The organism is Paenibacillus phyllosphaerae (genome assembly GCF_014192105.1).
In the GTDB taxonomy this organism is placed as follows: domain Bacteria; phylum Bacillota; class Bacilli; order Paenibacillales; family Paenibacillaceae; genus Paenibacillus_Z; species Paenibacillus_Z phyllosphaerae.
The window spans coordinates 312,838-324,826 of record NZ_JACHXK010000001.1; the positions used below are offsets into that span (position 1 = coordinate 312,838).

Sequence of the window (11,989 nt, forward strand, 5' to 3'; positions counted from 1 at the left end):
AAGTGAGTTTTCCATTCGGAAAACTCTGAGGACACCCGGAACTGGCGTCGCTCGTTACGCGGCCGTCTTCGATCTGTCCTTTCTTGCTTTGCCCGCTTTTGTCCGATCGGGTAACGGGTATGTCCGTTAGACATCCCGCTTCCCGGTCGGACAAAGCTCTACGTCGAGCTTCGTTCGCGGCTTTTGTGCCTTGGGAGGAGACTCGCACGAATGAACAAGGTCCGCTGTTACGTGCTGGCTCTCGCTTGACGTCCACTTTGTGGACACGCTTTGCTTTTTGAAGGGCGTAATAAAAAAGTGCCCCTGCCATGCATTTCTGCACGGTCGGGGCACTAAACTTTTACAACATATAAGAGTCGCCATCTTCCGGCACTAGTACCGAAGACGAGATTCCTTTTTCGGCTAGGAAGCTTTTTAATTCCGTTCTGGATAACGTCCAGTGATTCACGGCCTCCATATGGACGGAAATAATGATGGAATCTGGGCTAGCTTGATACACGTGATAGATATCGTCTTTGCCCATGACCAAAGAACCGCCCTGCAGGAATTGATTATCCCCGCCGTTCACCACGATAACCTCTGGCTTGTAGACCTCGATTGCTTCCCGAACGCCTTCATACCACACGGTATCTCCGGCTACGTAGAGCGTTCTCTCTTCCGCATGCTTCAATATAACGCCGCAAACGTTGCCTGTGCGCTGTAATATTTCTCCTCGACCATGTTCCCCTTTCGTTTGGATGAGCTGAATATCTTCAAACCGCGAATGTGCAGCAAGAATCTCCACATTCAGGAAACCGGCATTTCGAACTTCCTTCGCATCCTCTTCGTTTTGTACGAACATGGGGATCATTTTGGGCAGCGCTTCTTTGGCTTTATCATCAAAATGGTCGACATGCAAGTGGGTTACAATCACCGCATCTACATCTATAATGGTGTCAACGGGAATAGGTAAACTAGCCAGCGGATTTGACCGGTCCTGTCTTAACGCGTTAGGAAAAGGCGGATACGTATCCTTATCAGCTAAGAAGGGATCCACTAGGAACTTCTTCCCCGCATATTCCACGACCAAGGTTGCATTCCGAATCAATGTGACTTTCATATGGTTAGCCCCTTTACTTTGTTATGTATTCATTGTAGGGGATACCCCTATGAAGATACATAACTTCGATCAAGTCATTCCGCGTTTTGACTTGAATGATGAAAGAGTACGCAATGGAATGTGTTTGTGATTGCCATGAGGGAGGTATACGATGGATCAAACCGACATGCTCATCTTGGGCGAATTGACGAAGAATAGCCGCATCACGATGAAGGAATTAGGGGCGAAAGTGCATTTGACCGGGCAAGCAACGGCAAGTCGTGTTGCGAAGCTGGAGGATTCCGGCGTGATCGAGGGGTATTCGATTAAAGTCGATCACACGAAATTAGGCTGCAATGTGCACGCCTTTATTACGATTTTTACGAATGGCCATAATCATCAACCGCTGCATACGTATATCCAAACCCAAGAGCATTATCTATTGAATACGTACAAAATTAGCGGCGATGGATGTTACTTGCTTGAGTGCCGCTTCCCATCGAATGAACACGTAGATCAATTCCTTAATGGCCTGAGCGACTATGCAAATTACCGCATCTCGATGGTTATCAAACGATCGTGAGATCCTGTGAGATGGATGATCTGTTCATTAGACCAAACGGCAACCGTCTTCCGATCGGCTGCCGTTCTCTCTACTAAGCGTCAAACGAATATTCGCGTTCCACCTTGCAAATCCGCACCTTGTAATTCTCGTACCAGACCTGTTGGCCTTCCTCTTGCGCCACCTTGTGCGATTGATGCTGCTTCCAATTGTGGATCGCCTCCAGGCTCTCCCAATACGAGATGGTAATGCCCGATCCCGAGGCGTCCCGCACGCTCTCCACCCCTAAGAATCCGGGCTGCTCCCTGGCAAGCTCCTCCATTCGTTCCCCCATCTGGGAATAACCGTTGTCCCCATCCGTTCGTTGGCTCGAAAAAATAACGGCATAATAAGATCCATTCGTCGCGGCTGTCATCCCTGTCGTCCTCCTTCTCTAGCGCAGCTCTTAAAGTAGCGTATACGATTAGAATTAAAATTAAAATAGCGCGTGTGTATAATCCCGTGATCTATCCATTATCGAACGGACGAAATAAATCTGCTCCTCTATGTACCAACAGAATGAATATCCAAATCACAGTCCAATTGAAACAATTTGCCAGATAATCCCGTCCATGATAAAAGATCCACTTATTTTGTTTGTCATGGAGGTTCGAGGGATGTCTAATCGTGTAGAACAACACAAACACAAGAAGCAATCTTCCCCTAAGAAAGCGCTGCTTCGTTTCATTCTCTTCGGCCTCATCCCATTGCTTGCGGCTGGATATTTATTCCGACAAGAGATCGCGCTCTTGCTATTCGACAACATCGTTGCACCCACGATCGAGACCGGACTCGCCGAGAGTTACGAACCCCTGCCGAACAAGGAGACCAAGGTCATTGTCCAGGATGCGGAGCCCTTTACGATGCTCTTGTTAGGCGTGGACCAGCGCGATAACGAAATCGGCCGCTCCGATACGATGATCTTTTCGGTCGTAAGACCGAAGGAAAAGCGGGTTCTCATGATCTCCATACCCAGAGATGCTTACGTCAACATTCGGGGAGCGAGTGAGCATAGCCGTTCCCATGACAAAATTACGCATGCTTATGCTTTCGGGGGCGCAAGTGCTTCCGTCTCCACGATCGAGGGACTGCTCTCGCAAAGGGTCGATTACTATGCCACCATTAATTTCAAAGGCGTCGAGAACACCGTGGATGCGCTAGGCGGTCTTCGCCTGCCGATAACCGAGGACCTCGTGAATGACGACAAGGACCATGAGAAATTCGTCATTCCAGGCGGACAGGAGCTATACAACGGCGAAGATGCCTTGAATTATGTTCGTTACCGCGAAGATGCCGGCGGGGATCTCAATCGCACGCACCGGCAAGTCGAATTCATCCGAGCGGTCACCTCAAGAATGATCGAGCTCGGCAATCTAACCAAGATCCCTACGATCCTGGACTCTTTAGGGGAAACACTTAAGACCGATATGCCCCCGAGCACAATGACCGACAACGCCATGCGGTTCCTTGAGCACGACGACAATTTCATCACAAGCCACACCCTCAAGGGGACCGGCGGGAAAAGGGACGATGGGATCTGGTACTATAATGTGGACGAAGAAGATCTCGTTAACGTGAAAAATGAGATATCTAGGTGGCTTGACCCCGACCTGCCAATCGATTCAAGCAGCACGCTAAAGTAAACAAAACCAGCCCTGGACCACCTATTCCGGTCCAGGGCTGTCTCTCCTTCTATTTCAAACCTTTCTTAACCAACCCTATACTCCGCCTTACTCCACGCTTCCGCTCCAGTCGTCCAGAATCATGCGTGCTACCGCCGACAACGAACGGATCGAGATCGTGCCTTCGTCGAAGATATCCGCTGCTTGCAGCTGCTCCCATCCGGCGTCTTCGCTCGTGATGCGATAGTTCGCCGCCATGATGGACAGATCGCGGATGCTGACTTTGGTCTGGCCTTCGATGAGGCTGATGAAGCGCGTCAGGAACTGCTGGACCGCCTCGCCAAGCGCGGCTGTCGCTTGATCGACGCTCGATTGCGACGCGTTCGCGCGGTTCTTGACGGCGATTGCGGCGTCGATCGCCGTTTGCAGCGCGGCCTTGGCGCCGGCTTCGTATTGGCCGAGCTTCGTGCCTTCGACCGCTTTGGCGAGCTTCGCTTGTGCGGCGTCGATCGCCGCGCTCAGCGCTGTTTTGTCCGCCGGATTCGCCGGGTTGACCGAATCGCGGAAGGTATCGACCGCTTGCGCGAGCGCCGTAATGGCTGCTGCCACTTGCTCCGCGGTTGCGCCTGCGTTGTCGCGGACGCTGATCGCGCTGTTGATCGCCGCTTGCAGGGTTGCCTTGGCGCCTGCTGGGTATTCGCCCGGCTGCGAGCCTTCCGATGCGGCATCGTGAAGCGCTTGCGCTTCTGCGATCGCAGCGGTAAGCGCTGTTTTGTCCGCCGCGGCAACGTTGATTTGCAGTTCAGCCGACGTATCGTACGAGGTTTCATCGCCATCCTTGGATACATCGAATCTGCTGAGCGTTACGGTGGCCGTACCCGCTTCCGCGCCTGCTTTCACGGTGCCATGCAGCTGGAGCAGCGAACCGTCCTGTGCCACTTCATTAGCGGTACCTTCGCTCGCCATAATGACGCGAATGCTGCCTTCGTCCGGTTTCACGGCCGTGCCGACGACGCGCAAACCGCCGCGCAGCTCGCTGAATGCGCCTTCCGCCAGCGCATAAGTCGTCTTGCCGTCTTGTTCCGAAGCAACCGTCTCGAACGACAATTGGCTCGGATCATAATGAATGATCGTATCGATCGTCGTGAAAGGAGACTTCACGTTCGCCGCGCCCAGTTCAATATCGACCGCTCCGCCGACCGAAGCCGACTCCGTGCCGGAGAGCGTCGCCGAAGGATCGGAAGAGATCGGCGCGACGGCAAAATAATCGAATTTCGCCGGAATCGACGTGCCATCCGTCGCTGCAATCGCGTACAGGCCGACTTTCAGCTCGCTGCCGAGCTCGACCTGCAGCGGATCGGCTGCCTGTACCCACGCCGTACCGTTCCAATAGTAGCTCGTGAACGTATTGCCCACTTTGTTCAGCTTCAAGTAGGCGGTATCGTAGCCGGGATGCGGCTGCATGTTCGCAGCTTTGCCGTATTTGCCCGATTTTTCATACGCCGTCTCCAGCGATTTGCCCGTCGATCCGACCGTATCCCATACATGGCCGAAGCGGACGTAGTTGTCCTCATTCGCCCAGATGAACAGACCGGCCTGCTGATGATTCTTGTTGATCGGTGCCGTGACTTTGAACGTGATCGAGAAGTCGCCCTCTGGCGCATCCTTCAGGAAGACGTTCTTGATGCCGTTCGCGTTCTCATAGCTGTCGCCGGCGAGCGTAGTCAACGTCAGACTGCCCGGATTCTCGCTCAAGCTCCATTTTGTATCATCTTTGCGATAGATCGACCATGCCGCATCAAGCTGCGCGGCATCGAAGCTGTCAACTTGCGCGCCCGCGGCGATCGGATCGTTCACGCTGGCGAATAGCTGCGCGCGTCCTTCTTGCAGTTGGTTGATCGCCGATTGAATCGCCTTCGATGTGGGGGAGGCCGAATCGTACACCTCTTGCGCGCTTGCAATAATCGCGTTAAACGCATTCGCCACTGCCTGCGCATATTGGCCCGGCTTGCTGCCCACTTTAATCGAAGCCTCCTGGCCACGAGCTGCCGTAAGGGCTGTCGCCAGATCCGTCTTTGACGCATTGCCGATCAGCTCGCGGTGCGCTTGCGCCACGGCGTCGAAGTCCATTTTCTCTACCTTGCGGTCATAGGAGAGCAGGCCGTTGATTTCATACTCGACGTCCGTAATCTGCGTATACACCGCCGCGCTCAAGCCCTGGTTATTCTTGAATTGCTTCAGCTGCTCGATGTATTGGATGTAACGCTCCGTCAGCTGCTCCTTGCTCTCCATCAGCTGATAGGAGAAGACGAGCGGGCTCCATTCATGGCCTGGCACATGCAAGCCAAGACCGCCATATTCCCCTAGCACTGCCGCGCGAGAAGCCGTTGGTACCGGCGTATTCGGACCCGGGTAGCTGTGGTAGTCGATCAGATCACCAGCGCCCGAATCTTGCCAGCCGCTCGCATTGTTGATGACGCGGGTCGGGTCGTACGCTTTGACGCGGTTAACCGCATCGCGCGTCTGCTGGCCGCCCCAGTCGAATTGCCCCCAGCCTTCATTGAATACGGTCCAGACGACGATCGACGGCACGCTGCGCAGCTGATCGATCATCTCCATGTATTCCTTCATCCATTGATCCTTCGTCGCTTGCGAGATATCCCGGCCCTGGTTGCCTTGACGGTCCTCGAGGCTCGGCATATCCTGCCATACGAGCACGCCGAGCTTATCCGCCCAGTAGTACCAGCGCGCCGGCTCTACCTTGATATGTTTGCGAATCATGTTCATGTCCAGACGTTTGACCGTCTCGATATCGAACTTGAGCGCTTCTTCCGTCGGCGCCGTGTACAGCCCATCCGGATAATAGCCTTGGTCGAGCGGCCCCATCTGGAACACGAACTCGCCGTTGAGCAGAATCCGCTTCTTGCCGTCGACGTCGCCGACTTTAATTTCCCGCATGCCAAAATAGCTGTCTACTTCATCGACGACCTTCGACGCGCCGTCAACAAGACGCACCTCCAGATCGTACAGGAACGGATCATCCGGCGACCACAGATGCGCATCCGGAATGAATACCGCGAGTTCTTCTCCCGCATTGCCCGTTGCCGTACCGACAACTTCATCCCCGATCTTCGCGATCGCTTCTACCTTGTGTCCGCTTCCGTTCTCTACGGCAGGCTTCAGCAGCAGCTTGCCTTGGTTGATGTCGGTAACCATATCCAGCTTCTCGATATGCGCGCTCGCCACCGGCTCGAGCCATACCGTCTGCCAGATCCCGGAGATCGACGTATACCAGATCCCGCCGAGCTTCTTCACCGTCTGCTTGCCGACCGCTTGGTCAGCGCCGACATCCGTTTGGTCGAGCACATGCACGATCAGCTCATTCTCGCCGGCAACCAAGTATTCGGTGATGTCAAAATCAAACGACGTGTAGCCGCCCTTATGCTGGCCGACCTGTTGACCGTTGACATACACGGTCGCGAGATAGTCCACCGCGCCGAAGTTCAGCTTGACCCGCTTCCCGTCCCAGCTCTCCGGAATCGCGAAGCTGCGTTTGTACCACATCAAATCCTCGACGCGGTTAATGCCGGACAGCACGGATTCCGCCGCGAACGGCACAAGGATGTTCTCCTCCAGCGTCTCGCCGGTAGGTACCGCATCGCCCTGCTCCGCCGCTTCGAACTCCCATTCGCCGTTCAGATTGAGCCAATCCGTACGCTCGAATTGCGGGCGCGGATATTCCGGCAGCACATTGTCCGGATCGACATCATCCGCCCACGGGGTCATGATCTGGAACTTCGAGTTGTTCACGATGCTGTTCGCGAAGCTCGCGACAGCGCGCCCATCTTCGGTTTGCAGTCCGCCGTTGCCGTCATAACGGACATGGACGAGCTTCGCATCTTTGCCGTAGACGGCATTGGCGAAGGTCAACTGAATGATCGAGCTGTCGCCTTCTTTGAGCCCAATCGAAGTAATCGGCCAATCCGTTCCGCTGACCGACAGCTTCAGCGAATCTTTCAGATTAGCCGGCAGCGTACTCAGCTTATAGCCGAACTGAAGATCCGCCGTCAGTCCGCTCTCGGCAATGACGCCTGATGTTGGACCATCGAAGGAAAAGTTATCCGGGAGATAGAAAGCATCCGCCGGTACGATCTGCTTCGCCACGCTCGGACTTTGCCAGCGCAGATACAGGTTCGAGCCGCCGTTGTTCTCGAAATACTCGATCTTGAAGTTATATTTCACGCCGGCTTGCAGCGCGATCGGCTGGCCGACCTGCTCCTTATCCCAATCGTTCACCCAGTGATCGATAATGAGCTTGTTGTCGACCCACAACCGGAATCCGTTGTCGCCGATCATCGAGAAGGTGTACGTCTCGGAATGCGTCGGCATAATTTGACCCGTCCAGCGGACATTCACATTGTCGTTCTGTCCTACGAGGGTGCTGAATACCGGCTCGAGCCCGCTGAAATTGATCTGCGGATCGATCACCGTCGACTTCAAGGTCCCGAAGTTGAAAGCGCTCGGACCGGAACTCGTGTAATAATCCGCCTTCAAGCCATGCACGTCGCCGGCTTCCGCTTCCTCCGCCTCCGCTGCCGTTTCTGCCGCATAACTGAAAGGTGTCTGATAGGCATGTATGAACGTGATGAGCATGGTTAGGACCAGCAGTCTGGCGATTCTGGCCATGTTCACTTGCAATGCCATTGCGTTGTTCCTCCTTTAATGGATGTAGCCCGTCTTTCATTCGTCGTTCTAGAATACGCTTACATAACGCCGCGCTTACGGCCGCTCCACGCCTCCCCTCTCCCGCTTCATATCTTCCATTCTAAGGAATTCGCCTAGCTATGTATTTGAGATATAATGGCTTTTTGTATAAAATCCCGTCAAAGTTATGCCCTTATGAGCGGCATATTCGCGGCGGAACAAAAAGGGCTTCTCCCTTCAGAACCCCTTGATTTCACCTCCCCCACCCCTCCATCGGAGGGGATGCAAGGGCCACAGCCCTCTGCACACCCGAAATCGGCCTGGTACGTTACGCGGCCATCTTCGATGTTTCCTTTCGACGTTAGCCCGCTTTTGTCCCTATGGTTTGCTTGCAAGTCCAGTAGAACTTGCAGCATTCCAGTAAGTGGGACAAAGCTCTATGTTCGAGCTTCGTCCACGACGGTTTACCTTGGAGAGCAGACCTCTATTACATGCGTTTATGCATACTTCCCGCTATCCCTCGCTAAAGTCCGCTCGCGCGGACAAGCTTTACGATGATCCACAGATCACTTCAGTGCATAATTTCCTAAACGCTGAATAACAAAAAGACGCAGCCTTCGCAGCTGCGCCTCTCCTCTTATTAAGCTCATCCCGAGCGTTCCTGATATACGAGCCTTCGGCCAAGGGTTTATTCTTTAGCCTGGTAACCGTTCAGCTTCAAATGCGCCTTGAACATATCCATCGTCGACGGATGCTCCTGCGGCCACGTTTGCGAATCCCATATTCCCGCTTGCTTGAACGCGCGCGGACAATGGATGAAACATTCCTCGACCTCGACGATGACGACGATGCCGGTTGTTTTGCCGCTCAGCCCGAGCTGCTCCAGCAGCGCTTCATTCTTGCTCAATCCGGCGCGGCCGTTAATCCGCAGCACCTCATTGAGCCCCGGGATCGTAAACATCATGCCGACTTGCGGATGCTCGATAATGTTGAGCAGCGAATCCAGTCTGCGGTTGCCCGGCCGGTCAGCGAAGGCCAGCGTCCGTTCATTCAATACTTTCACGAAACCCGGCGCATCCCCGCGCGGCGACACGTCCGCCCGGCCCGAATCAGCGGAGGTGCCGAGGAAGAAGAGCGGGGATTTCGCTATAAAGTCCGCAATATGCGAGTCAATCTGATGGACCGTCTTCATAACGACCGCTTCATGCGGTTGATCGATCATCGCGCGGATCTCTTCCGCTGACGTAATTCTATCTGTTGCCCATAACGTATCCGACATGATTACACCGTCCTATATTTAAACATACTGCCTCAATTGTAAGCCAAGATTGTCCTATTAATCAAATACGCGTTAGGCATGTCATCGGATTATCGCCTGCACGTAGACGAATGCTAGCGTAACCTCTATAGGCCGACCGCTTCGCGCCAAGCTTTCGCGATAAGCGATTGTCCTGCTGCCGTCGGATGAACGCCGTCTCCTGCCCAGTATGCCGGATCGACCTTGGCGCTGGCAGCCGCGAACAGTCCGTCGAGCGGCACGTAGGCTGTCTTGAATTCGCGGGACAGCTCCCGAACCGCTTGAATCTTCGGATCCAGATCTTCCCGCCATCCCTTCCGGTCTGCCGGTACCGGCAGCACGAACGGTTCGATCAGCACCAGCCGCGCATCCAGGCGGTCAAGCGTCCGCGTAATCAATTGGCGGTAGCCCTCATAGAACTGCTCCGCGGAAGTCGGATCGTTGCTGTCATACCGTCTCCATGTATCGTTAATTCCGATATAGATCGATACGAGCGTCGGCGACAATGCCAGGCAATCCTTCTCCCATCGCTGCTGCAGATCGACGACGCGATTGCCGCTAATACCGCGATTCAGGAATGTCAGCCCAAGCTCAGGATACTCACGTCCAAGCTCTGCTGCGAGCAGATAAGGGTAACCCATGCCCAAATGGGAGGGATCCCCATGATTACGCCAACAATCCGTAATGCTGTCTCCCTGGAATAGAATGACGTCTTTCGGTTGCAACACGCTCATTTTCAATTTCTCCCCTCGCCGGTTCGTTGTGAGAATAGGTACTGTAAGCGAATTCATATGTCTCTCTCACGTTACCAGACTCTTGCCAGCAAATAAAGATGCTCATTTAGCGAGATTCTCATGCTACAATTGGCGATCTACCTCCATCGGCCGGCAGCGAACAAAAAATCCCCCCTGAAACCAGGAGGGATAGCTGCTTGTACATTAACCTTTGACACCCGAGATCGCGACCGATTCGATGATCTGCTTCTGGAAGATGATGAAGACGATCAACATCGGCAAGAGGGCGATAACCGAAGCCGCCATGATGAGCGGATAGTCGGTCTGAATGGCGTACATCGCATTGAAGTTCGCAATGACGAGCTGGAGCGTTTGTTTCTCTGGCGAAGTCAGGTAGATAATCGGCGCCAGATAGTCGTTCCAGATGCCCATGAACCACAGGATGAACTGTGCCGCGATGGCCGGCTTGATGAGCGGGAAGATAATCCGGCCGTAGATGCCGAAATAGGACGTTCCGTCGATCTTAGCCGCTTCGATGATCGCGTCCGGTACGCTCGACAAGTATTGGCGCAGGAAGAAGATCATAACGATGTTGCCGAACAGGCCTGGCACGATCAGCGGCTTCAGCGTATCGATCCAGCCGAGCTCGGAGAACATCATGAACTGCGGGATCATAACCGATGGATACGGAATCATCAGGGACGACAGCAAGAACAGGAAGATGACGTTCTTGCCTGGAATCCGCAGCTTCGCGAACGCAAAAGCGGCCAGCGAAGAAGTGAACGTCCCGACGATCGTGACGGAAACCGCGATGATGACGCTGTTCTCGATACCTTGAAGCAATGGACCCGCTTCCCAAATCTCTTTATACTTGCCCCACACGAATGGATCCGGGATCCACTTCGGCGGAAGCGCAAAGACTGACATTTTATCCTTCACGGAAGTCGAGACCATCCACAAGAGCGGAGCGATCATGACGATTGCGCCGATGGCCAGGATAATGAAAATGATGATATCCCCGATTCGTTTGTTGCGTGTGTACATGGTTTTCGCTCCTTTCTATGCGTTATCGCTCGACTTATCCAGTCTGAATTGAATCAAGGTGACGATGAAAATGAATAAGCCAAGGACGACCGACATCGCCGAAGCGTAACCCATTTGGAAGTTGCCGAACGCTTTCTGCCAGATGTAGAAGACGACAGAAGCGGAGCTGTATTCCGGACCGCCTGTAGAAGTCATGATGTTGATCTCGGTAAAGATCTGCGAGCCGCCGATAATGTTCGTGACGACGAGGAAGAACGTTACGGGTCTAACCATCGGCCATGTAATGTTCCAGAAGGCTTGCCAGCTGTTCGCTCCGTCCAGCTCTGCCGCTTCGTAGTAATCCTTCGGCACGCTCTGAATGGCGGCCAAGTACAAGAGCATCGTGTAGCCGAGGCCTTTCCAAATCGCCATCAACATGATTGCCGGTTTAACCGTATATTTATCGGCGAGCCAGTTCGGACCTTCGATGCCGAACAGATCGAGGAACTGGTTCACCAAGCCGTAGTCACCGTTATAAGCCCACTGCCACAGAATCGAGATTGCGGCGAGGGACGAAATGACCGGAATGTAATAAATAACGCGGAATGCCGTCGTTCCCCAAATTCCGCGGTTGAGGCCCAAGGCCAGAAGCAAGGCGAGAATGAGACCGATCGGAATGCCGATCATCATGAACAGCGTGTTGAACATCGCTTTGTAGAACAATTCGTCCTGGAATAATTCGGTGTAGTTCTCCAGACCGATCCAGTTCATCTGGCCAAGACCGTCCATATCGGTAAAAGAGCTGTATACCGAGTAAAGCGTCGGGAATAAGCCGAAGATGAGGAATCCAAGAACAGGCGCCAAAATAAACAGATAACCATAATATTTCTCTTTGCGGTACAGATTGGACTTCGTCTCCATAAGTCACCC

General features: G+C 53.7%; 9 protein-coding genes. 2 read left to right on the forward strand and 7 right to left on the reverse strand.

What is annotated here, in order from left to right:
- Positions 1-340 precede the first annotated feature (340 nt).
- A complete protein-coding gene (locus FHS18_RS01100; RefSeq protein WP_183596033.1) occupies positions 341-1,099 on the reverse strand; it encodes an MBL fold metallo-hydrolase in 759 nt (252 codons plus the stop codon).
- A 151-nt stretch (positions 1,100-1,250) separates the two neighbouring features.
- On the opposite strand from FHS18_RS01100, the gene FHS18_RS01105 reads away from it, so the two are divergent.
- Positions 1,251-1,661 carry an Lrp/AsnC family transcriptional regulator gene (locus FHS18_RS01105; RefSeq protein WP_183596035.1) on the forward strand — a complete coding sequence of 137 codons (411 nt, stop codon included), beginning with the start codon at positions 1,251-1,253 and terminating at the stop codon, positions 1,659-1,661.
- A 73-nt stretch (positions 1,662-1,734) separates the two neighbouring features.
- Here FHS18_RS01105 and FHS18_RS01110 read toward each other — a convergent pair whose 3' ends face one another.
- Positions 1,735-2,055: an antibiotic biosynthesis monooxygenase family protein gene (locus FHS18_RS01110; RefSeq protein WP_183596037.1), complete on the reverse strand. Its 321-nt coding sequence runs from the start codon at positions 2,053-2,055 to the stop codon at positions 1,735-1,737.
- Between the two features lie 241 nt (positions 2,056-2,296).
- Here FHS18_RS01110 and FHS18_RS01115 point away from each other — a divergent pair, with 241 nt between their 5' ends.
- Positions 2,297-3,322 carry an LCP family protein gene (locus tag FHS18_RS01115; RefSeq protein ID WP_183596039.1) on the forward strand — a complete coding sequence of 342 codons (1,026 nt, stop codon included), beginning with the start codon at positions 2,297-2,299 and terminating at the stop codon, positions 3,320-3,322.
- Positions 3,323-3,409: 87 nt separating this feature from the next.
- On the opposite strand, the gene FHS18_RS01120 is transcribed toward FHS18_RS01115, so the two are convergent.
- The 5 genes from FHS18_RS01120 to FHS18_RS01140 form a co-directional block, all read right to left on the reverse strand.
- A complete protein-coding gene (locus tag FHS18_RS01120; protein ID WP_183596041.1) occupies positions 3,410-8,005 on the reverse strand; it encodes a PA14 domain-containing protein in 4,596 nt (1,531 codons plus the stop codon).
- 688 nt (positions 8,006-8,693) lie between these two features.
- On the reverse strand, positions 8,694-9,284 hold the full coding sequence (locus FHS18_RS01125; protein ID WP_183596043.1) for an MSMEG_1061 family FMN-dependent PPOX-type flavoprotein: 591 nt from the start codon (positions 9,282-9,284) through the stop codon (positions 8,694-8,696).
- A 125-nt stretch (positions 9,285-9,409) separates the two neighbouring features.
- Positions 9,410-10,036: an SGNH/GDSL hydrolase family protein gene (locus tag FHS18_RS01130; protein ID WP_183596045.1), complete on the reverse strand. Its 627-nt coding sequence runs from the start codon at positions 10,034-10,036 to the stop codon at positions 9,410-9,412.
- A gap of 204 nt (positions 10,037-10,240) precedes the next feature.
- A complete protein-coding gene (locus FHS18_RS01135) occupies positions 10,241-11,080 on the reverse strand; it encodes a carbohydrate ABC transporter permease (protein WP_183596047.1) in 840 nt (279 codons plus the stop codon).
- Positions 11,081-11,095: 15 nt separating this feature from the next.
- Positions 11,096-11,980 (reverse strand): carbohydrate ABC transporter permease, encoded by an 885-nt coding sequence (locus FHS18_RS01140; protein ID WP_183596049.1) that lies wholly within the window; start codon positions 11,978-11,980, stop codon positions 11,096-11,098.
- Positions 11,981-11,989: the final 9 nt, after the last annotated feature.

Excerpts from the sequence above, each read along its gene's own strand:
- FHS18_RS01100 (WP_183596033.1), bottom strand. The coding sequence starts at position 1,099 with ATGAAAGTCACATTGATTCGGAATGCAACCTTGGTCGTGGAATATGCG.
- FHS18_RS01105 (WP_183596035.1), top strand. The coding sequence starts at position 1,251 with ATGGATCAAACCGACATGCTCATCTTGGGCGAATTGACGAAGAATAGC.
- FHS18_RS01110 (WP_183596037.1), bottom strand. The coding sequence starts at position 2,055 with ATGACAGCCGCGACGAATGGATCTTATTATGCCGTTATTTTTTCGAGC.
- FHS18_RS01115 (WP_183596039.1), top strand. The coding sequence starts at position 2,297 with ATGTCTAATCGTGTAGAACAACACAAACACAAGAAGCAATCTTCCCCT.
- FHS18_RS01120 (WP_183596041.1), bottom strand. The coding sequence starts at position 8,005 with ATGGCATTGCAAGTGAACATGGCCAGAATCGCCAGACTGCTGGTCCTA.
- FHS18_RS01125 (WP_183596043.1), bottom strand. The coding sequence starts at position 9,284 with ATGTCGGATACGTTATGGGCAACAGATAGAATTACGTCAGCGGAAGAG.
- FHS18_RS01130 (WP_183596045.1), bottom strand. The coding sequence starts at position 10,036 with ATGAGCGTGTTGCAACCGAAAGACGTCATTCTATTCCAGGGAGACAGC.
- FHS18_RS01135 (WP_183596047.1), bottom strand. The coding sequence starts at position 11,080 with ATGTACACACGCAACAAACGAATCGGGGATATCATCATTTTCATTATC.
- FHS18_RS01140 (WP_183596049.1), bottom strand. The coding sequence starts at position 11,980 with ATGGAGACGAAGTCCAATCTGTACCGCAAAGAGAAATATTATGGTTAT.